15 protein-coding genes are annotated in these 20,265 nt (G+C 73.2%); 7 read left to right on the top strand and 8 right to left on the bottom strand.

Annotated elements, in window-relative coordinates; genetic code table 11:
- Positions 1-1,372: 1,372 nt before the first annotated feature.
- From ACFWBW_RS27240 to ACFWBW_RS27255, 4 genes are all read left to right on the top strand, one after another.
- Positions 1,373-3,562 carry a SpoIIE family protein phosphatase gene (locus tag ACFWBW_RS27240; protein ID WP_385377380.1) on the top strand — a complete coding sequence of 730 codons (2,190 nt, stop codon included), beginning with the start codon at positions 1,373-1,375 and terminating at the stop codon, positions 3,560-3,562.
- A gap of 130 nt (positions 3,563-3,692) precedes the next feature.
- Entirely contained in the window at positions 3,693-7,163 is a 3,471-nt protein-coding gene (locus ACFWBW_RS27245; RefSeq protein WP_385377383.1) for a phosphodiester glycosidase family protein, read from the top strand.
- A gap of 55 nt (positions 7,164-7,218) precedes the next feature.
- Positions 7,219-7,653, top strand: coding sequence for a VOC family protein (locus ACFWBW_RS27250; RefSeq protein ID WP_385377386.1), 435 nt, complete (start codon positions 7,219-7,221; stop codon positions 7,651-7,653).
- Between the two features lie 134 nt (positions 7,654-7,787).
- Positions 7,788-10,178 carry an ATP-binding cassette domain-containing protein gene (locus ACFWBW_RS27255; RefSeq protein WP_385377389.1) on the top strand — a complete coding sequence of 797 codons (2,391 nt, stop codon included), beginning with the start codon at positions 7,788-7,790 and terminating at the stop codon, positions 10,176-10,178.
- A 5-nt stretch (positions 10,179-10,183) separates the two neighbouring features.
- Here the strand turns inward: ACFWBW_RS27255 and ACFWBW_RS27260 are convergent, their stop codons facing one another.
- From ACFWBW_RS27260 to ACFWBW_RS27270, 3 genes are all read right to left on the bottom strand, one after another.
- On the bottom strand, positions 10,184-12,157 hold the full coding sequence (locus tag ACFWBW_RS27260; protein ID WP_385377392.1) for an ABC transporter permease: 1,974 nt from the start codon (positions 12,155-12,157) through the stop codon (positions 10,184-10,186).
- Between the two features lie 152 nt (positions 12,158-12,309).
- A complete protein-coding gene (gene modA, locus ACFWBW_RS27265; RefSeq protein WP_385377395.1) occupies positions 12,310-13,128 on the bottom strand; it encodes a molybdate ABC transporter substrate-binding protein in 819 nt (272 codons plus the stop codon).
- A gap of 153 nt (positions 13,129-13,281) precedes the next feature.
- A complete protein-coding gene (locus ACFWBW_RS27270) occupies positions 13,282-13,677 on the bottom strand; it encodes a molybdopterin-binding protein (protein ID WP_385377397.1) in 396 nt (131 codons plus the stop codon).
- A 148-nt stretch (positions 13,678-13,825) separates the two neighbouring features.
- Between ACFWBW_RS27270 and ACFWBW_RS27275 the strand changes: the two genes are divergently transcribed.
- Together ACFWBW_RS27275 and ACFWBW_RS27280 are read left to right on the top strand one after the other, a co-directional pair.
- Positions 13,826-14,215 carry an RNA-binding S4 domain-containing protein gene (locus tag ACFWBW_RS27275; RefSeq protein ID WP_385377400.1) on the top strand — a complete coding sequence of 130 codons (390 nt, stop codon included), beginning with the start codon at positions 13,826-13,828 and terminating at the stop codon, positions 14,213-14,215.
- A 447-nt stretch (positions 14,216-14,662) separates the two neighbouring features.
- Positions 14,663-17,743 (top strand): carbohydrate binding domain-containing protein, encoded by a 3,081-nt coding sequence (locus ACFWBW_RS27280; RefSeq protein WP_385377403.1) that lies wholly within the window; start codon positions 14,663-14,665, stop codon positions 17,741-17,743.
- A 13-nt stretch (positions 17,744-17,756) separates the two neighbouring features.
- Here the strand turns inward: ACFWBW_RS27280 and ACFWBW_RS27285 are convergent, their stop codons facing one another.
- From ACFWBW_RS27285 to ACFWBW_RS27295, 3 genes are read right to left on the bottom strand one after another with little or no spacing between them, the layout of a single operon-like run.
- On the bottom strand, positions 17,757-18,122 hold the full coding sequence (locus ACFWBW_RS27285; protein ID WP_385377406.1) for a response regulator transcription factor: 366 nt from the start codon (positions 18,120-18,122) through the stop codon (positions 17,757-17,759).
- A 16-nt stretch (positions 18,123-18,138) separates the two neighbouring features.
- Positions 18,139-18,315, bottom strand: coding sequence for a hypothetical protein (locus ACFWBW_RS27290; protein ID WP_385377409.1), 177 nt, complete (start codon positions 18,313-18,315; stop codon positions 18,139-18,141).
- Positions 18,297-18,497, bottom strand: a complete 201-nt coding sequence (locus tag ACFWBW_RS27295; protein WP_385377412.1) for a hypothetical protein — start codon at positions 18,495-18,497, stop codon at positions 18,297-18,299. Before ACFWBW_RS27295 ends, ACFWBW_RS27290 begins: the two co-directional genes overlap by 19 nt.
- 220 nt (positions 18,498-18,717) lie before the next feature.
- On the opposite strand from ACFWBW_RS27295, the gene ACFWBW_RS27300 reads away from it, so the two are divergent.
- Entirely contained in the window at positions 18,718-19,344 is a 627-nt protein-coding gene (locus tag ACFWBW_RS27300; RefSeq protein ID WP_385377415.1) for an alpha-ketoglutarate-dependent dioxygenase AlkB, read from the top strand.
- Positions 19,345-19,381: 37 nt separating this feature from the next.
- Here the strand turns inward: ACFWBW_RS27300 and ACFWBW_RS27305 are convergent, their stop codons facing one another.
- Positions 19,382-19,678 (bottom strand): YkvA family protein, encoded by a 297-nt coding sequence (locus tag ACFWBW_RS27305; RefSeq protein ID WP_385377418.1) that lies wholly within the window; start codon positions 19,676-19,678, stop codon positions 19,382-19,384.
- Positions 19,678-20,142 carry a MarR family winged helix-turn-helix transcriptional regulator gene (locus ACFWBW_RS27310; RefSeq protein WP_385377421.1) on the bottom strand — a complete coding sequence of 155 codons (465 nt, stop codon included), beginning with the start codon at positions 20,140-20,142 and terminating at the stop codon, positions 19,678-19,680. The genes ACFWBW_RS27305 and ACFWBW_RS27310 overlap by 1 nt, the downstream gene beginning before the upstream one ends.
- Positions 20,143-20,265: the final 123 nt, after the last annotated feature.

Raw genomic sequence — 20,265 nt, forward strand, 5'->3', positions numbered from 1 at the left:
CCGGTCGGGCGGGCCGGGGTATCGCCGCGTGTACGGCGGCCTGCCGGAGGGTGTCGGGCTCGGCGGGTCCGCGGCTTGCGCGGGGGCGGTCGGGGCTGCCGGGAGCCCCGGCTCCGCCGGGTGCGCCGGATCCGTGGGCTCGGCTGGGGCCGCCGGGGCCGCCGGGGCCGCCGGGTCCGAAGGCTCCGCCGGGTTCGGCTGAGCCGCCGGAGCGGACGGTGGGCGTGACGGGGGCGCCGGCCTCTTCCTCGTCGCGGAAGAGCGGACCGAGGACGAGCGGATCCCGGTAAGGCCGTACGACCAGACTCCCGCGCCCGGTGCGGGGTCCGAGGGAGCCGCCGTCACCCGAGTCGGAGGCGTAGGCCCAAGCGCGGTCCGAGCCGGGGCCCGAGTCAGTGGCAGGCGTAGGGGGCGAGGCGTAGGCCGAGCCGTGGTGCGAGGTGGTGCCAGTGCCAGTGCCAGTGCCAGTGCCGGTGCCGGTGCCGGTGCCAGTTCCAGGCGCAGGCGCATAGGCGGCGGCCGAGTCGTGGCCGGATCCAGTTCCAGGGGCAGGCGCAGGCGCAGGAGCTGACGCAGAGGTCGAGCTTGAGCCGTGGCCCGAGCTGGGGCCGGAGCCGGAGCCGGTTCCAGTTCCATGGACAGGTGCAGGCCCTGACATAAAGGTCGAGGCAGCGGCCGAGCCGCGGTCAGAGCCGGATCCAGTTCCAGGCGCGGACGCAGAGGCCGATCCGGTGCCCGATCCCGTGTCGGATGCGGAGCTGGGCGCCGAGTCGGCGCCGGACGGGGACCCAGTGGCAGGGGCGGGCGCAGTGACCGGAGCGGCGCCCGACGCAGGGGGCGGGGCAGACATCGAGGCCAGGGTGCGGTTGGGGGGCGCGGCGTGGAGTGGGGTGTCGTTCAGGGGGGTGGGGGCGGTGGGCCGGGTGGATATTCGGTCCGGGGTTTGCGGCCCTTCCTTTGCCACGCTTTCCCTCCCGCCTTCCACCACTTCGTCCTCCCCTCCTCTCGGTGCTCCGGCCGGTTGTCCGGTCGTCTTCGGCGCTTGCGACAAGCCACACCCCACACAGCCGTGGGCGCCAACGACCCCGTGCCGGGGGGTTCCTGACGCCAGCAAAGATGATCATGAACGGATCGATCTTCGCGAAATCGTACAAGTCGCCTATTCGGCGAAAGTCGCGACAGGCCGGGACTTTGGTCCCTTTTCGTCCCGATGTTCGGCGTCCTGGGTGGCCGCTACCGCACAAGGGGTCCGGGGCCCCGCAGACACGCCGGGCCCGCCCTTCGCGTACCGCGAACCCGTGCCCTTCCCCGTACCGCCGCCGCCGGCTCCCGCAGACCGGCACGCACCGGCGAAGGGTGAGACCCTGAAGGTGTGGCCGAAAGGGGAGTGACCCCCCAGGTCGAGTGGCCTGCCCGGACGGACACGAGCCTCGCGCTCAACCACATGGGCACCTTCGACTGGGACCTCGACAGCGGGCAGATGTTTCTGGACACCACCGCCCTCGAGGTCCTCGACCTGCGCCCCGAGGAGTTCACGGGCACCCCCGCCGGACTGCGGATGCGCCTCGCGCCCGGCGAGGAGGCCCGGCTCGACGCGCGGGTCGCGCAGGCGCTGAAGGCCGGCCGCAGCCACTACGGGGCCTACGTGCGCAGCCGCGACCGGGACGGGGCCCCGGGCTGGACCCATGTCCAGGGCCGTATCCTGCGCGACCCGCACGGGCGTCCGTACCGGGTCATCGGGATCGTCCGGGACGCCGTGCACGACCCCGGCGAGCCCGGCGCGGCCGGTGAGCGCGACGAGGGCCGGCGCCGCATGACGGGGGTCGTCGAGCGGACCACGGCGATCCTGGCGCACGCCCGCACCGTCAACGACGTCACCGACGTCCTCAAGGACCCCGAGGCCCTCGGGCATCTCGGCGCGGTCAGCGTCATGCTCGGCGTCGTCGACGGCGGCCGGATCCACCTGGTCGCGGAGGGACAGCTCGGCGCGTACGTACCGGAGACCGAGTACACGCGGATCGACGCGCCGCTGCCGCTGAGCGAGGCCGTACGCACGATGCGGCCGGTGTTCATCGGCTCCCGCGAGGAGTTCCAGCAGCACTACCCGGACCTGTGGCCGTACATCGAGCCGCTGTCCGTCCGCAGCGGCGTCTACCTGCCCCTGATCGCGCAGGGCCGTCCCGTCGGCGCGCTCGGGCTGCTCTACACGCGGGAGGGCGATTTCAACGCCGAGGAGCGCAACGTACTGATGGCGCTGGGCAGCGGCATAGCGCAGAGCCTGCAGCGCGCCATCCTCTTCGAGCAGGAGCACGACCTCGCCGAGGGCCTCCAGAAGGCCATGCTGCCGCGCCGGATCCCGGAGGTGGCGGGCGCGCTGATCGCCGTGCGGTACCGGGCCGCCCGGATGGGGCGGGACATCGGCGGCGACTGGTACGACGTGGTCCCGCTCGGCGAGGGCCGGGTCGGCGTGATGATCGGCGACGTGGAGGGCCACGACACGGACGCCGCCGCCGTCATGGGCCAGCTGCGCATCGCGCTGCGCGCGTACATCGCCGAGGGCCACGACCCCGGCGCGGCCATGGCGCGGGCCTCGGCCTTCCTGCGGGACCTGGAGACGGAACGCTTCGCCACCTGCACGTACGCCGACATCGACCTCACCAGCGGCATGGCCCGGCTGGTCCGCGCGGGCCACCTCGACCCGGTGGTGCGGCGCGGCGACGGCAGCTGCCACCGGGTGCAGGTGGCTGGCGGGCTGCCGCTGGGCCTGCCGGCGCGCGAGCCGGGGGCGGCCGGTGCGGGAGCTTCCGGCGGCCCGGGATCCCCCGATGCCGCCGGTACGGGATACCCGGTCACCAGCCTCGAACTGCATCCCGGGGACACCCTGCTGCTGTGCACGGACGGTCTGACCGAACGGCCCGGCAGGGACTCCGACACCGGTCTGCACGAGCTCATGGAAGCGGTCCGGGACGGGCCGGCGGAGGTGGAGGAACTCGCCGACGTGCTGTGCGACCTCGTCGGGGACTCGGGCGGCGGGGACGACATGGCCCTGCTCCTGCTGCGCCGCCGCGGCACCCCGCTCCCGCGCGGCAGCGGCCCGCTGCGCCACCGGCTCACCCCCGGGGACCCGAACGCCCCGGCGCTGGCCCGCCATCTGATCCGGGCGGCAGCCGCCGCGTGGGGTGCGTGGGAGCAGGCCGACGAGATCGAGCTGGCCGCGGACGAGCTGATGACCAACGCGCTGGTCCACACGGACGGCGTCAGCGGCGTCAGCATGCGGCTGACCCCGGAGGGCCGGATCCGGATCGAGGTGGAGGACACCAGCAGCGCCCTGCCGCGGCGCCGGGAGGCCGACGACTGGGCGGTGTCGGGACGCGGCCTGATGCTGGTGGACCGGCTCGCGGATGCCTGGGGCGTGGAGCCCCGGGGTGACGGGAAGTGCGTGTGGTGCGAGTTCGCCGTCCCGGCGCCCTCCCGCTCGGATCCCGCCGACCCGGATCCCGCCGACCCGGCCTCTCCCCTCGCGGACCCCGCCCTCCCGCCCCTGGGGCCCGGCACGGTGTAGGCGTCGGCCTGCGGGGGCGGGTACGGGTAGAGGTACGAGTACGAGTACGAGTACGGGCGAATGGCTGACAGTCACCGACTCGCGTTGTGTTCATGTACTCATATGCCCGGAGCTGGATGATCCTGCCTGGATGTCCACCCTGCGCCCGCTGTTGCCCGTCGTGCTGCCGGCCCTGCTCACCGCGCTGCTCGTGGCGCCGGCGCTCCCGCAGGCCCACGCCTCGGGGAGCGGTGAGCGCGAGGGGATCGAGACGGCCCGTACCGCCCGGCAGATCGCTCCCGGGGTACGGCTGGAGTCCTACGACCGGCTCGAAGCCGACCGGTGGCTGCGCATCGACGAACTCGACGTCCAGCTGGCCGGTACGGGTACGGGTGCGCGTGCGGGCAGTGGCGCGGGTACCGGCACCGGCTCCGGCACGGGTGCCGGTCCGCGGGTGGAGTACCTCGGCGGTCGGGGCGTCGCCACCGTCGCCGACTCCGCCGCCCGCCACCCCGCCGGGCCGGGCCGCCGCGTGGTCGCCGCCGTGAACGGGGACTTCTTCGACATCCGAGGCACGGGCGCCCCGCTCGGCCCCGGCATCGGCGCCGGCCGGCTGCTGCACGCGGCCTCGCCCGGCGCCGGACAGGCCGTCGGCTTCGGCGCCGACGGGCCGGGCCGGGTGCTGCGCCTCGCCCTCGGCGGGAGCGTCACCCTGCCCGGCGGCCGGGTCCGCCCGCTCGCCGGTTTCAACACCGCGCGGCCGCCGGCCGAGGGCTTCGCCGCCTACACCGCCGACTGGCCGGCGGACGGACTCCCCGTGTCCGGACCGGCGGTGGAACTGCGCGACGGCCGGGTCGCGGCCGTGCGCGCGGCGGTACGCCGGTCCGTGCGCCGGGAGCGTCCCGTACCCGGCACCACCGTGCTGGTCGCGGCCGGCGCGGCGGCGCCGGAACTCGCCGCCCTGCGCCCCGGTGACGCGGTCGCCGTGGCGGCCCGGCCGGTGGCGGTCGGCGGTGGGCCGCTCCCGGCGAACGCGGTCGGCGGCCGGGAGGCGCTCGTGGTGGCCGGGGTCCCGCAGAACCACGACGGCGAGCCGAACAACGCGGCCGCGCCGCGCACAGCCGTCGGATTCTCCCGCGACGGCCGCCTGGCCCGCCTGGTCACCGTAGACGGCCGTCAGCGCGACAGCGGAGGGCTGACCCTGACGGCGCTCGGCCGGCTGATGCACCGGCTCGGCGCCCACGAGGCCCTCAACCTGGACGGTGGCGGCTCCTCGACCCTGCTCGCCGCGCTGACCGGGGAGACGGCCCTGACCGTGGAGAACTCCCCGTCCGACGGCCGCCAGCGCACGGTCCCCAACGGCCTGGTCCTGACCGCCCCGGCCGGCTCCGGCCGCGCCACCGGCTACCGGATCGAGCCCGTCGGCGGGGCCGCGCGCGCCTTCCCCGGCCTCACCCGGACCCTCGGGGCCACCCCCTACGACGCACACCTCGGCCCGGTGCCGGCGCAGGAGAAGACGCCGGGGTGGTCCCTCCCGCAGGGCCGGGGCCGGATCGATCCCGGCGGGGTCCTGCGCGCGTCGGGCACCGGCCCGGTGGAGGTGCGGGCCCGCCTCGGAACGGCGAGCGGGGTGCTCCGCCTCGATGTTCTCGGCCCCCTGACCCGGATCCGGGCCGTTCCGGAGCGGATCGGGCTCGCGGAGGAAGGAGAGACCGCGCGGTTCGTCCTGACCGGATACGACGCGCAGGGCGCCGCCGCCGTGGTCGAACCCCGGGACGTGGAGCTCGACTTCGACCGTTCCCGGTGGAGGGTGGCCGACGACGGGCGCGGCGGATTCACGGTGACCGCCCGAGTCCCGAACGCGACGGGCCAGCTGCGCGCCACGGTGCGGGGGGCGGTCCCGGCCGCCTCAGGTTCCGCGGCTGCGGCGGGTGCGGCGGGTGCGGCGGGGCCAAGGGGCGCCTCGCCCGCACCGGACACCTCCGGCGCCGCCGTGCCCCCGAACCGGGCCGTGGCCCCGAACCGGGCCCCGAACCGGGCCCCGAACCTGGCTCTAGGCCCGGCCCCGGCCCCGGCCCCGAACCTGACCCTGGGCCCGGCCCTGGCCTCGGCCTCGGCCCCGGCCCCGGCCCCGAACCTGACCCTGGGCCCGGCCCCGGCCCCGAATCTGGCCCCGGCCCCGAATCTGGCCCCGGCCCCGGCCCCGGCCCTGGCCTCGGCCCCGAACCCGGCCCCGAACCTGACCCTGGGCCCGGCCCTGGCCTCGGCCCCGAACCCGGCCCCGAACCTGACCCTGGGCCCGGCCCCGGCCCCGAATCTGGCCCTGGGCCCGGCCCCGGCCCCGAATCTGGCCCCGGCCCCGGCCCCGAACCTGACCCCGGCCCCGGCCCCGGCCCTGGCCCCGAATCTGGCCCTGGCCCCGAACCTGGCCTCGGCCTCGGCCTCGGCTCAGAGCCTGGCCGCCCCAGCGGCCCCGGCCTCGGCCCTAGTGGCCCTCGGGGTGGGCCTGTCCGACGTGCCGCTCGCTGACCTGGAGGACGCCGCCCGCTGGGCCGGTCCAGGCGCAGCGCCCGGAGCGGGTCGTCCGGGCCGGGGGCTCGCCCTCGCACCGCCCGCCGGGGGCAGGACCGCCGCAGCGACCCCGCCCCGGCCCCTCCGGGTCCCCGAACTGGCCCGGTCGCTCACCCTCTGGGTGAACGGCGACGGCTCCGGGGCCCGGCCCGCGGTGGAACTCGCCGACGGAGACGGGGCCGCCGCAGTCCTGCGCGGGCCGGCGGTGGACTGGACCGGCTGGCGGCAGATCAGCCTGCCGCTCCCGGCAATGGCGGAGCGCCCGTTCACCGTGACCCGCCTCTCGGCCACCACCCCCGCGGCCACCCGCACCCCGGCCAAGGCCCAGGCCAACGCCAAGGCCCCCGCCCTGGACCCGGCTCTGGCCCCGGTCCCGGCCTCGGTCCCGGCCTCGGTCCCGGTCCCGGTCCCGGCCCTGGCCCCGGCCCCGGCCCCGGCGTCGGTCAAGCCCGTCGCCGCCCCGCGGCTGTTGCTGGACACGCTGGTGGCGCGGACGCCGCCGACCGGGGTGGTTCGGACGGACGGGGCTTCGGACCCGATCGTGGCCACGGCGGCCCGGGTGGACGCCCGGCCCTGGCGGTTCGCGGTCGGCCCCGCCGGAGCCCGGCCGGCCGCGGCCTCCGCCGTCGACTTCGCGCTGACCGGCACCGGCCGTCCGGCCTTCGTGCACCGGGGCGTACGGTTCCTGACGCTCGGCGCCACGCGCCGCACCCTCGCCGGCGGCGGGCTGGACCGGGTCACGGCCCTGCGCGCGGCCCTCGCGACGGCCGCCCGGGAGCCGGGCACGGGCGCGCTGGCCGTCGTAGAGCCGTACGCGCCACAGGCCGTCGACCGCAAGGAGGCCGCCCTGCGCCTGCGGCTCCTGGCGGAGTTCCGCCGGGCCACCGGCAAACGGGCCGCGGTCGTCATCGTAGGTACTCCCCGCTTCGCGGCCGGCCGCACCGAGGGCCTGCTCACCGTCGCGGCCCCGCGCACCGGCCGCACCGTGATCGGCGCCGACGCCTTCGCGGCGGGCGACTGGCTCTCCGTACTGCCGGCCGGCAGCCGGTGAATCCGGTCAGGAACGGAGAAGCGCCGACCGCCCACCCGCCCGTAGCGTGAAACTCATGGACATCGACAGGGACTTCGACATCAACCTCGCGCAGTGCTTCATCGCCGTCGACGACCACGACACGGCGGTCCCCTTCTACCGGGACGTCCTCGGGCTGGAGGTGCGGGGCGACGTCGGCTTCGAGGGGATGCGCTGGGTGACCCTCGGTTCGCCCGCGCAGCCCGATGTGGACATCGTCCTCGAACCGCCCGTCGCGAACCCGAACGCCTCGTCCGCCGACCGGGAGGCCATGGCGGAACTGCTGGCCAAGGGCCTGCTGCGCGGAGTCATCTTCCGCACCGACGACTGCGACGCCACCTTCGAACGCATCCGGGCCGCCGGCGGGGACGTACTGCAGGAGCCGATCGACCAGCCGTACGGGGTCCGGGACTGCGCCTTCCGCGACCCGGCCGGCAACATGATCCGGTTCCACCAGCCCCGCACGCGCTGAGATCCACCGCCCCTCTTACCGGGCGCCGCCCCCGGACGACACCGCCGATCGGGTAGACAGGGGAGCGTTGCCGCGACCGCTAAAGGCGGCGCCGGCCCGACAGAGCGGCGTCAGCCCAACAGTATGGAGACACGATGAGCAAGGTCACGAGGACGGGCACGCAGTCCGCCGAGCCGCACGCCGCCGACGTCCACGACCTGATCCGCGTACACGGTGCGCGGGTGAACAACCTCAAGGACGTCAGCGTCGAGATCCCCAAGCGCCGGCTCACGGTCTTCACCGGCGTGTCCGGCTCGGGCAAGAGCTCCCTGGTGTTCGACACGATCGCCGCCGAGTCGCAGCGGCTGATCAACGAGACCTACAGCGCCTTCCTCCAGGGCTTCATGCCGACCCTGGCACGGCCCGAGGTGGACGTCCTCGACGGGCTGACCACCGTGATCACCGTCGACCAGCAGCGCATGGGCTCCGACCCCCGCTCGACGGTGGGCACCGCCACCGACGCGAACGCGATGCTGCGCATCCTCTTCAGCCGGCTCGGCAAGCCGCACATCGGCTCGGCCAAAGCCTTCTCCTTCAACGTGGCGTCGATCAGCGGGGCCGGCGCCGTCACCATCGAGCGTGCCGGGCAGACCGTGAAGGAGAAGCGCAGCTTCAGCATCACCGGCGGCATGTGCCCGCGCTGCGAGGGCCGGGGCTCGGTCAACGATATCGACCTGACCGCGCTGTACGACGACACCAAGTCGCTGAGCGAGGGCGCCCTCACCATCCCCGGCTACACGATGGAGGGCTGGTACGGCCGCATCTACGCCGGCTCCGGCTTCTTCGACATGGACAAGCCGATCCACAAGTACACCAAGCGGGAGCTGCACGACCTGCTCCACAAGGAGCCGACCAAGGTCAAGGTCGACGGGATCAACCTCACCTTCGAGGGGATCATCCCCAAGCTCCAGAAGTCGATGCTGTCCAAGGACGTCGAGGGGCTGCAGCCGCACGTCAGGGCCTTCGTGAAGCGCGCGGTGACCTTCAGCGTCTGTCCCGACTGCGCGGGCACCCGGCTCAACGAGGGCGCCCGGTCCTCGAAGATCAAGAAGATCAGCATCGCCGACGCCTGCGCGATGCAGATCAGCGACCTGGCGAAATGGGTCCGCGACCTCGACGAGCCCTCGGTGGCCCCGCTCCTGGCCACGCTGCGCCAGACCCTCGACTCGTTCGTGGAGATCGGGCTCGGCTACCTCTCGCTGGACCGGCCCTCGGGCACGCTGTCGGGCGGCGAGGCCCAGCGCGTCAAGATGATCCGCCACCTCGGCTCCTCGCTCACCGACGTCACCTACGTCTTCGACGAGCCCACCGTCGGCCTGCACCCCCACGACATCCAACAGATGAACCGCCTCCTGCTGCGGCTGCGCGACAAGGGCAACACGGTGCTGGTCGTGGAGCACAAGCCGGAGACGATCGCGATCGCCGACCACGTCGTCGACCTCGGCCCCGGCGCCGGCCAGGGGGGCGGCACCATCTGCTTCGAAGGCAGCGTCGAGGGGCTGCGGGCGGGCGACACCATCACGGGCCGGCACTTCGGCGACCGGGCGAGCCTCAAGGAGACGGTGCGCGAGCCCAGCGGAAAGCTGGAGATCCGCGGCGCGAAGAAGCACAACCTGCGAGGTGTCGACGTCGACGTACCGCTCGGGGTGCTCGTCGTGGTCACCGGAGTCGCCGGCTCCGGCAAGAGCTCGCTCGTCCACGGCTCGATCCCGGCGAGCGAGGGCGTGGTCTCGGTCGACCAGGGCGCGATCAGAGGCTCCCGGCGCAGCAACCCGGCCACCTACACCGGCCTGCTGGACCCGATCCGCAAGGCCTTCGCCAAGGCCAACGGGGTGAAGCCGGCCCTGTTCAGCGCCAACTCCGAGGGCGCCTGCCCCGCCTGCAACGGCGCCGGGGTCATCTACATGGACCTGGCGATGATGGCCGGCGTCTCCACCACCTGCGAGGAGTGCGAGGGCAAGCGCTTCCACGCCTCGGTCCTGGAACACCACCTCGGCGGCCGCGACATCAGCGAGGTCCTCGCGATGCCGGTCACCGAGGCCGCCGAGTTCTTCGGCGAAGGCGAGGCGCGCACCCCGGCCGCGCACAAGATCCTGGAGCGGATGGCGGAGGTGGGCCTGGGCTACCTCAGCCTCGGCCAGCCGCTGACCACCCTCTCCGGCGGCGAGCGGCAGCGGCTCAAGCTGGCCACGCACATGGCGGACAAGGGCGGGGTCTACGTACTCGACGAGCCGACCGCCGGCCTGCACCTCGCCGACGTGGAGCAGCTCCTCGGGCTGCTCGACCGCCTCGTCGACTCCGGCAAGTCGGTGATCGTGGTCGAACACCACCAGGCGGTCATGGCACACGCCGACTGGATCATCGACCTCGGCCCCGGCGCCGGTCACGACGGCGGCAGGATCGTCTTCGAGGGCACCCCCGCCGACCTCGTCGCCAACCGCTCCACCCTCACGGGAGAGCACCTGGCGACCTACGTGGGCGCGTAAGGCCCTTAGAGCCGTACGAGGGTGACCTCGGTCGCCTTCACGCTGGTCCACACCGCGGCGCCGTCGACGATTCCCAGTTCGGCGGCGGCCTCGGGGGTGATCTCCGCGACGAGGTCGGGCGCCCGGTCCGAGCCGATCAGCACGCGCAGCCGGCTGCCGACCGAGGTGATCTCCCGTACGGTGCCGGGCCATACGTTGCGGGGGCTGCCGCCCGGGCGGTCCCGGTGTACGGACACCGCCTCGGGGGCGATGATCGCGAGTGCCTGTGCCCCTTCGGGCAGCGTCTCGGCCACCACCAGGCGGCCCCCGGCGGCGAGTTCCAGCCCGTGGGCCGAGGCCGTGCCCGGCCAGGCGTTGCGCCCCAGCATCCGGGCCACCCACGGGGAGCGCGGGTGCCGGGTCACCTCGGCGGGCGGAGCGTCCTGCAGGGTCCGCCCGTCGGAGAGTACGAGGACCCGGTCGGCCAGGGACACCGCCTCGACGGGGTCGTGCGTGACGATGAGGCATACCCCGCCGAAGCCGGCCAGATGCGTGCGCAGGGTGTGCCGGACCCGGGCGCGGGTGGTCTGGTCCAGGGCCGCGAGGGGCTCGTCGAGGAGCAGCAGCCGGGGCCGGGCGGCCAGCGCGCGGGCCAGCGCCACTCGTTGGGCCTGCCCGCCGGAGAGCTGCGCGGGCTTGCGGTGGGCGAGGTGCCCGACGCCGAGCCGGTCCAGCCAGGCCTGTGCCTCGGCCCGGGCCGAGGCCCGCGGCACCCGGCGGGCGCGCAGCCCGTACGCGGTGTTGGCGAGCGCGCTCAGGTGCGGGAACAGCGCCCCGTCCTGGGGAACCCAGGCGACCTGACGCAGGTGCGGGGGCAGGTCGCTCACATCGGCGTCGCCGAGCCGGAGCTCGGCATGGGCGCGGGGGGTCAGACCGAGCAGGGCGCGCAGCAGGGTGGTCTTGCCGGCGCCGTTCTCGCCGACGACGGCGATGGTGGTGCCGGGTTCGGCGTCGAGGGTGAGCTCGTTGAAACCGGTGACGGTGGCGTGCAGCGGCCAGTGCCCGCCGTCGGCCGGAGCCCCGGCCGACGACCGCGCAGGCTCCGCGGGGGAGACCGGAGCCCCGGGCGGTACGGGTCCCACGGGATCCGGGCCGGCAGCCTCCTCGGGGACCACGGACGCACCGGGGTCCTTGCGGGCGACCGGGGTTCCCGTCCACCTCCCGCGCAGGGCGATGAGTACGGCCATGGCGATCGCGAGCAGCAGCAGGGACACGGAGGTGGCGGCTTCGGGCTGGTCCTGGAGCAGCAGGTAGACCTGGAGCGGCAGGGTCTGGGTGGTGCCCGGGAGGTTGCCCGCGAAGGTGATGGTGGCGCCGAACTCGCCGAGCGCCCGCGCCCAGGTCAGCGCGGCTCCTGCGACCAGGCCCGGGGCCACCATCGGCAGCGTCACGGTGAAGAACACGCGCAGCGGGGTGGAACCGAGGGAGGCGGCGGTCTCCTCGTAGCTCGGCCTGAGCCCGGCGAGCGCGCCCTCCAGGCTGATCACGAGGAAGGGCATCGCGACGAAGGTGGCCGCGACGACCGCGCCGGAGGTGTGGAACGGCAGCGTGATCCCGAAGGTGCCCTCCAGCCAGGGTCCGAGCAGCCCGCGCCGGCCGAAACCGAGGAGCAGGGCCACACCGCCGACCGTGGGCGGCAGCACCATGGGGAGCAGGACCAGCGAGCGCACCAGCGCCTTGCCCTTGAACTCGACGCGGGCCAGCAGCCAGGCGAGCGGCACCCCGAGGAGGAGGGAGAAGCCGAGCGCCCACAGGGACACGACCAGCGAGAGCCGGAGCGCCTCGACCACCCCGGGGCTGGTGAGGTGCGTGCCGAGATCGCGCCACTGGGTGCGGGTGAGGATGCCGACGAGCGGCATCAGCAGGAACGCCACGGCGAGCAGCGCGGGGAGCGCCAGAGCCACGGGGGGCCGGGCGCGGCGGGTACGGAGTCTGCTCATGTGGGTTCCTGGCCGGGGGTGTCGGGACGCCGCCGGGGAGGTCGGGAGGCCCGGCGGCGTGTGAAGCGTAATGCGGGGGCGGCAAACGGAGAGGGACCGCCCGTCCCCCCGGACCGGGCGGTCCCTCTCCGTTCGCCGGAACCGGCAGGCGGTTACGGCTTCTGGAAGCCCGCGTCCTGGAGGATCTTCTGGGCCTCCGGGGTGCTCAGCCAGGCCACGAACGAGGCCGCGGCCTCGGCGTTCTTGGAATCCTTGAGCGTGGCGGCCGGGTACGAGGCCACGGCGTTCTCGGCGTCCGGGATGTCCACGACGGCGACCTTGTCACCGGACTTGAGGGTGTCGGTCTTGTAGACGAGACCGGCGTCGGCCTCGCCCAGCTCGACCTTGCTCAGCACGGCGCGGACGTTGGGCTCCTGGGAGACCGGCTTCACCTCGACCTTCTGGGCGTCGAGGATCTGCTTGCTGTAGCGGCCCACCGGGACCTCGGGCGCGGCCAGCACGACCTTGAGCTTGGTGTTGGCGAGGTCCTTGAGGCCGGCGACCTTGAACGGGTTGCCCTTGCCGGTGGCGATGACCAGACGGTTCTTGGCGATGATCGCCGGGTCGTTGGTCTGGGCCAGCAGGCCTGTCATGGTCTTGTTGTCGGCGGTGACCAGCGCGTCGGCCGGGGCGCCCTGCTTGACCTGGGCGGCGAGCTCCTGCGAACCGGCGAAGGAGAAGGTGACCTTGGTGCCCGGGTGCGCCTTCTCGTACGCGGCGCCGGCGGTCTTGAAGACGTCGGTGAGGGAGGCGGCGGCCAGGACCGTCAGGTTCGCGGCCTTGGGCGCGGCGGACCCGGAGGTGCTCGGGGAGGCGGCGGCCCCGTCCTTCTTGTCGTCGCTGCTGCCGCAGGCGGCGAGCGCCGGTACGAGCAGGGCGGCGGAGAGGGCGAGCGCGGCGGTACGGCGGTTCAGGGGCAGGATCGGGGACATGAGCTGGTGCTCCTCGGTCGGGTCGGCGGCCGGCCCTGTGCCGGATCCGCGCGGTGGTGACCCGCGCCGGTGACGGGCGGAGCGGGTGGGAAGCGTCGTACTGAGTGGTGTGGAACGGGGTGGTGCGGTGGGACTGAGCGGTACGGGGTGGGGTCAGGTGCGGTCGATGTGCACGCTGGTGGACTTCACGCGGGCGGTGGCCCGCATGCCCACCTCCAGCCCGAGCTCGTCGACGGCCTCCCGGGTGAGCAGGGAGACCAGGAGGTGGGGGCCGGCCTGGATCTCGACCTGGGCGGTCACGTCGCCGAGCTTGACGGCGGTGACGATGCCCGGGAAGGCGTTGCGCGCCGAGGTGCAGGTCTCGCCGTCCTCGGCGTGGGCCCCTTGCGCCACCTCGACGGAGAAGGCGGCCAGGGCACGGCCGTCGACCACCCGGCGACCGCTCTCGTCGCGATGGGTCGCGACGCGGCCGGCGTCGGCCCAGCGGCGCGCGGTATCCGGGCTGACGCCCAGAAGGCGGGCCGCCTGACCGATGGTGTAGGACTGCATGTGCGACAAGGTAGGGGCACGTGTCCCGCATTTGCAATTCCATTGGGATGATATCCATGGCAGATACCGCGGCCTTGTCGTAACCGCCAAAAGCCGTTCCGTTTCAACGGGCTCGGCCCGGCCCGTCCCGCCTCGCTAGAGTCGGGGCATGGCTGAAGAGGGAACCGCGGGTTCGGGGTCGGCGCGGGTCGACGTGTGGATCTGGTCGGTCCGGCTGACGAAGACGCGGGCGATCGCCGCCACCGCGTGCCGTGCGGGACACGTGCGGGTCAACGGCGAGCGCGCGAAGCCTGCCCAGGCGGTGCGGGCCGGGGACGAGGTGCGCCTCTTCCATGCGGGGCGGGAGCGCATCGTGGTGGTCCGGCGCCCGGTGTCCAAGCGGGTCGGCGCCCCGGCCGCCGCGGAATGCCTGACGGACAACAGCCCGCCGCCGCCGACCCCGGTGGAGGCCGCGGTGGTCGGCATCCGCGACCGCGGCGCGGGCCGCCCGACGAAGCGCGAACGGCGCGAGATCGAAACCCTGCGCGGCGGTCGCTAGTGCTCTGACCGCCTCGCGTGGACCACCCTGCAGGACCCCGTCGGCAACGAGTTCTGCGTCTCCGACTGGCTCTTCCCGGGCAAGCTGACTCTTCCCGGGCGGATCGGTGCCTTGCGCGACGGTCGGGCCGCGGTGGCCGTTCCTTGTCGACGCCGCGACGCCGCGACGCCGCGACGCCGCGACGCCGTAGCCGCGTGGGCGGAGCAACACCGCCCCGCATGGTTCAACCCGGACCCCCTGCCACTCTGCGCCCTCAGCTGTACCGGCGAGTTCCCGCCCTGCACCCGGGTTGAGCAAATTTCTGCAAGCCATTGCGGCAGTTCTCTCCACAAAGGGCCCATTCGGGCTGTCCGGACGCGCCGGGTGGCGAGGTTTTCGGTTCACAAGGGGTTCACGCGCTGGTGACAGGTGGATAACCTCCCCGCAAAACCTTGCGGCAAGTTTTCAATGCCGCGGAGCCGCAGGGCTGTTGGGCCCCACTTCGAGGAGCAGACCTTGAGATCACGCACGCGATCACATCCCAGAGGGCGGTCCACGGCCCTGGCGCTGGCAGTCGCCGGATGTCTGGCGGCCGCACTGCCGGCCGCCGGAGCCTCTCTCGCCGCGGCGGCCACCGCGACCGCGGCCACGGCCGCCCCCGCCGCGGCGGCCGGTGACGGCACGGCGACGGTCTTCTACTACACCAAGACCCGCAACTGGGCTGCCTACAACCTGCATTGGGCTCCCGACGGCGGTAGCTGGACGACCGTCCCCGGCACCGGGATGGAAGCAGCCTGTACCGACTGGGTGAAGAAGACCGTCAGCCTCGGTTCGGCCGCCGGCCTCCAGGCGACCTTCAACAACGGCCAGGGAACCTGGGACAACAACGGCGGCAAGAACTACGCCCTGGGTACCGGGGTCATCACCGTCAAGGACGGGGTCGTGGCCCACAGCGACCCCTGTGTCACGGACCCCGGTACCGGCACGGGAACCGGCGCGAGCGCCACCGTCTACTACGCGACGACCACGGTCGGCTGGTCGACCGTCAACCTGCACTGGGCCCCGTCCGGCGGCTCCTGGACCGCGGTCCCCGGCACCGGCATGGACCCGGCCTGTACGGGCTGGGTGAAGAAGACGGTCCTGCTCGGCTCGGCCTCCGGACTGGCCGCCACCTTCAACAACGGCAACGGCACCTGGGACAACAACAACGGAAGGAACTACGCGCTCGGTACGGGCCTGTCCACGGTGAAGGACACCACGGTCACCGCGAACGCCGCCGACCCGTGCGCCGCCGTCGTCCCCGACACGACCGCACCCACCGTGCCCGCGAACCTGCGGGCCGCCGCCACGGACGTGTCCACCGTCGTGACCTGGGACGCCGCCACGGACGACCGGGGAGTGACCGGCTACCAGGTCACCCGCTCCGGCGGCACCAAGGGCACTTCTCTCACGTCCGTCACCTCCACGGTCCTCACCGAATCCGGCCTGGAGGAGCGCACCGCCTACACCTACACGGTCAAGGCGGTGGACGCCGCCGGGAACCTCTCCACCGCTTCCGCCGCGGCCTCCGCCACCACGGGCACCCGGCCCCCGGCCCCGGCCGGATCCGCGCCGCTGGGCGGCGACCCGCGCAAGGACCCGATCTACTTCGTGCTCACCGCCCGCTTCAACGACGGTGACAGCGCCAACAACCGGGGCGGCAGCCAGCACGTGAAGTCCGGGAACGCCGCCAACAACGACCCCATGTTCCGCGGGGACTTCAAGGGGCTGGTCGAGAAGCTGGACTACGTCAAAGCCCTCGGATTCTCCGCGATCTGGATCACTCCGGTCGTGCTGAACCGCTCCGACTACGACTTCCACGGCTATCACGGCTACGACTTCTACAAGGTCGACCCCCGCCTGGAATCGGCGGGCGCTTCCTACCAGGACCTCATCAACGCCGCCCACGCCAAGGGCGTCAAGATCTACCAGGACGTGGTCTACAACCACAGCGCCCGCTGGGGAGCTAAGGGCCTGTTCACCCCCACCGTCTTCGGCGTGCGCGACGCGCAGTGGTCCTGGTACTACGACGAGAAGCAGACCGGCTTCGAGTACGACGGCCTCACCGTGGACCCCAAGAGCGGAAAGTCGTACTACAACGGTGACTTGTGGTCGACGGCCGAGCCGGCCGGGAACACCTGCGTCAACTGGGGCACGGCCACGCCGTACAAGAGCGCCGAGGGCTACACGATCTACAACTGCCAGTGGCCCAACCCGACCTCGGGCATGTTCCCCAAGGCCCTGTTCCACCAGTGCTGGATCGGCAACTGGGAGGGCGAGGACGCCCGTTCCTGCTGGATCCACGAGGACCTCGCGGACTTCAACACCGAGAACGCCGCCGTCCAGAACTACCTCATCGGCGCCTACAACAAGTACATCGACATGGGCGTCGACGGTTTCCGGGTCGACACGGCCGTGCACATCCCCCGCGTCACCTGGAACCGGCGCTTCCTGCCCGCCATCCAGCAGCGCGTGGCCCAGCAGTTCGGCGCCCAGAAGGCCCAGGACTTCTACGTCTTCGGCGAGGTCGGCTCCTTCGTCAACGACAAGTGGAACCGCGGCTCGGCCAACCAGTCCGCCCAGTACTTCACCTGGAAGGAGTCCGCGACGTACAGCGCGGACGACGCCACCGCCGCCGTCCAGCAGTACACGACCGACAACGACCCGGCCAAGCAGCCGACCAGCACCAACGCCTTCCTGAGCGGCAACCTCTACCACGCCCCCGACCACAGCAAGTTCTCCGGCATGAACGTCATCGACATGCGCATGCACATGAACTTCGGGGACGCGAACAACGCCTTCCATAACGGCAAGGACTCCGACGACAGCTACAACGACGCCACCTACAACGTCGTCTACGTCGACAGCCACGACTTCGGCCCCGGCAAATCCTCCACCCGCTACGCGGGCGGCACCGAAGCCTGGGCCGAGAACATGGCCCTGATGTGGACCTTCCGCGGCATCCCGACCCTGTACTACGGCTCCGAGATCGAGTTCCAGGCCGGCAAGCAGATCGACTGCGGCCCGACCTGCCCGCTCGCCGGGACCGGCCGCGCCTACTACGGGGACAAGATCGCGGGATCGGTCACCGCGTCCGACTTCTCCAAGGTCGCCGCCGCCACCGGGCCCGTCGCCACCACCCTCGAATCCCCGCTGGTCAAACACCTCCAGCGGCTGAACGAGATCCGACGTGCCGTGCCCGCCCTCCAGATGGGCCAGTACTCCACCGAGGGGGTCTCGGGAGGCATGGCCTTCAAGCGCCGCTACACCGACACCGCCACCGGAGTGGACAGCTTCGCCCTGGTGACGGTCACCGGGGCCGCCACGTACACCGGCGTACCCAACGGCACGTACAAGGACGCGGTCACCGGCGATGTGAAGACCGTCACCGCCGGCACCCTGTCCGTCCCCGCTCCGGGGAAGGGCAACCTGCGGGTCTACGTCCTCGACCTGGGCGGCAGCAACGCCGCCCCCGGAAAGGTGGGCGCGGCCGGGCCCTACCTGAAGTAGAGCCGCGGGCCGGTCACCGAAGGAGGCCGGACAGGAGCTCGCGCTGGTCGTTGGCGAGGAGGGCGAGTTGCGTCCGGTTGGCGAGGCCGCACTTGTGCAGGGCACGGGAGAGATGGGTCTTGACCGTGCCCTCCGCGAGGCCGAGCCGTTCGGCGATCTCCCGGTTGCCGAGTCCGTCGGCCAGCGCGACCACGCAGCGCAGTTCGCCCTGCGAGAGGCTGTGGACGCGCGCCATGACCTCGGGTGTCGGAGCCGGATGGTGATGCGTGGCGAACCGGCTCATGACGGTGGAGATCACGTCGGGGCTGAGCACGGCGCGGTGTCCGGCCGCGCTGTGCACGGCCTCGCGCATCTCCGCGCCCGAGGCGGTCTTCAGCACGACGACGTCGGGGGAGTCAGCCGGCCGCGGAGCCCGGCCTGCCCGAGGCCGGTGCCCGGAGCGACCGTACGGGCGCTCCCGCCGGCCCGTTGCGGACGTCGAGCGTCCAGCCGGCGGAGTCAGCCCGCAGCGACAGCCGCACCGCCGAACCGGGCGCGTACCGCAGGATGTTGGTCAGCCCCTCGGTGACCACCCGGCGGGCCGCCTCCCGATGAGCGCGGGCAGCCGCTCGAAACCCTCGGCGAACCCGTCCGCGAGCCGTACGTCGACCTCCGCCGCCCTGACGCTGCCGAGCGAGCGGCTCAGGGCGTCGAGTCCGGCGACGCCGTCCGGCGCCCTCGTGTCCAGCTCGCGGAGCCGAAGCACGGCGGTCATGCCCCGCAGATGGTCCGAGGCGACCGCGCACTGCCGCTGCGCCGCGTCGAGGAGCCCGTCGGCCGCCGGATCCCGGCCGCCCGGAGCTCCGTAGCGATTAGACGGTGAACGGCCCTTGTTTCGGGGCCTGAGCCCCGCCCTCGCGGGCCATTTCGTAAGCGGAAGTGAGCGAGCCCACTCAACTCGCTCGCGTGTTCGAATTACGCGTTATCCTGGATCCATGCACGCACTCCAGGGCTCGCTCTTCGACCAGGGCGACGAGATCCGCATCGGCCCGCTGACGGGCGCCCGGCGTACGGAACTGGGCGCCGGTGCCTGGGTGGACCACCTGCCGGGCTGGCTGACGGGCGCCGACGCGCTGTTCGAACGGCTCGCGGCCGACGTCCCGTGGCACGCCGAGCGCCGGCAGATGTACGAGCGGGAGGTGGCGGTCCCGCGCCTGCTGGCCCACTACGGCGAGGCCGACCCGCTGCCGCATCCCGCCCTCGCCGAGGCCAGGGCCGCGCTGAGCCGCCACTACGCCCCCGAGCTGGGCGAAGCCTTCGTCACGGCGGGCCTGTGCCTCTACCGCGACGGCCGCGACAGCGTCGCCTGGCACGGCGACCGCACCGGCCGCTCCGCCACCGAGGACACGATGGTCGCGATCGTCTCGGTGGGCGACCCCCGCGACCTGGTCCTGCGCCCCCGTGACGGCGGCCCCACCCTGCTCCGCCTGCCCCTGGGTCACGGCGACCTGGTGGTGATGGGCGGCTCCTGCCAGCGCACGATGGAACACGCGATCCCCAAAACGGCCCGCCCGGTGGGCCCCCGGATCAGCGTCCAGTTCCGCACGCGCGGGGTCCGCTGAGCCGACGGGCGCGGAGGCCGGGGGTGCCGGGGATGCCCTACGCCGTGTCGAGTTCCTTGGGCGGGCGGCCTGCCGAGGCTGCCGCGTGGAGGGAGCGCAGGGCCAGCAGCAGGATGCCGATGTCGTCCAGGTAGACCGGGTCCGGGATCAGGTCCACCGGGGAGACCGTGTACGCCACGGCGGCCCAGAACAGGGCCTTGTCGCGCAGCGGGATGCCCGCGTCGCGCAGGAGCCGGCGGGCGGCGAAGACCCGTACGAGGAGTACGGCCGCGGTGACCGCCAGGCCGGCCGCCACCACCGCCGCCACGATGAGCCAGGCCGTCGTCGTGTCCATCAGGCGCCCTGGGTCCGGAGCCGGCGGCTGACCTCGCCGAGCCCGTCCGCGAGCGCGTCGAGCTGTTCGGGGGTGAGGACGTCCACCAGTACCTCCCGGACCGTGGTCACGTGCCCCGGCGCGGCCTCCGTCAGCCGGGTGCGGCCCGCGTCGGTGAGGACTGCGTATATCCCCCGGACGTCGGAGGGGCAGGTGCGGCGGCGGACGAGGCCCGCCTTCTCCATCTGCGTGACCTGGTAGGTCAGGCCGCTCTTGGAGTTGACGAGCCCGTTGGCGAGCTCCGTCATGCGCAGTTCGCCCTCCGGCGCCCTGGCGAGCCGTACGAGGATCTCGTACTGCGGGTGGGAGAGTCCGGAATCGTCCTTGAGCTGCTGATCGAGGCGCCGGTTGACCAGGGCGGAGGCGGCCAGGAACCCGTCCCAGGCCCGCATTTCGCGGTCGTCCAGCCATTTCGTCTCAGCCATGCGTCCAGGCTACACGCGACGTTCCAATTTGAATCAGCGGCGGATGCGGAGCTAGGGTCGGGGGTAGTGATTCGAATTTGAACAACCCGGGTACGGGCAACCGGCCCCGGGCCGCCCGACCGG

It is taken from the genome of Streptomyces sp. NPDC059957 (assembly GCF_042730015.1).
Lineage (GTDB): Bacteria > Actinomycetota > Actinomycetes > Streptomycetales > Streptomycetaceae > Streptomyces.

What these genes read in the sequence shown, in the direction of transcription:
- ACFWBW_RS27295 (WP_385377412.1), bottom strand. Translation starts at nt 18,497, where the DNA reads ATGACCGCCGTGCTTCGGCTCCGCGAGCTGGACACGAGGGCGCCGGAC.
- ACFWBW_RS27270 (WP_385377397.1), bottom strand. Translation starts at nt 13,677, where the DNA reads ATGCAGTCCTACACCATCGGTCAGGCGGCCCGCCTTCTGGGCGTCAGC.
- ACFWBW_RS27300 (WP_385377415.1), top strand. Translation starts at nt 18,718, where the DNA reads ATGCACGCACTCCAGGGCTCGCTCTTCGACCAGGGCGACGAGATCCGC.
- ACFWBW_RS27260 (WP_385377392.1), bottom strand. Translation starts at nt 12,157, where the DNA reads ATGAGCAGACTCCGTACCCGCCGCGCCCGGCCCCCCGTGGCTCTGGCG.
- ACFWBW_RS27275 (WP_385377400.1), top strand. Translation starts at nt 13,826, where the DNA reads ATGGCTGAAGAGGGAACCGCGGGTTCGGGGTCGGCGCGGGTCGACGTG.
- modA (WP_385377395.1), bottom strand. Translation starts at nt 13,128, where the DNA reads ATGTCCCCGATCCTGCCCCTGAACCGCCGTACCGCCGCGCTCGCCCTC.
- ACFWBW_RS27250 (WP_385377386.1), top strand. Translation starts at nt 7,219, where the DNA reads ATGGACATCGACAGGGACTTCGACATCAACCTCGCGCAGTGCTTCATC.
- ACFWBW_RS27255 (WP_385377389.1), top strand. Translation starts at nt 7,788, where the DNA reads ATGAGCAAGGTCACGAGGACGGGCACGCAGTCCGCCGAGCCGCACGCC.
- ACFWBW_RS27310 (WP_385377421.1), bottom strand. Translation starts at nt 20,142, where the DNA reads ATGGCTGAGACGAAATGGCTGGACGACCGCGAAATGCGGGCCTGGGAC.
- ACFWBW_RS27245 (WP_385377383.1), top strand. Translation starts at nt 3,693, where the DNA reads ATGTCCACCCTGCGCCCGCTGTTGCCCGTCGTGCTGCCGGCCCTGCTC.
- ACFWBW_RS27305 (WP_385377418.1), bottom strand. Translation starts at nt 19,678, where the DNA reads ATGGACACGACGACGGCCTGGCTCATCGTGGCGGCGGTGGTGGCGGCC.
- ACFWBW_RS27280 (WP_385377403.1), top strand. Translation starts at nt 14,663, where the DNA reads ATGCCGCGGAGCCGCAGGGCTGTTGGGCCCCACTTCGAGGAGCAGACC.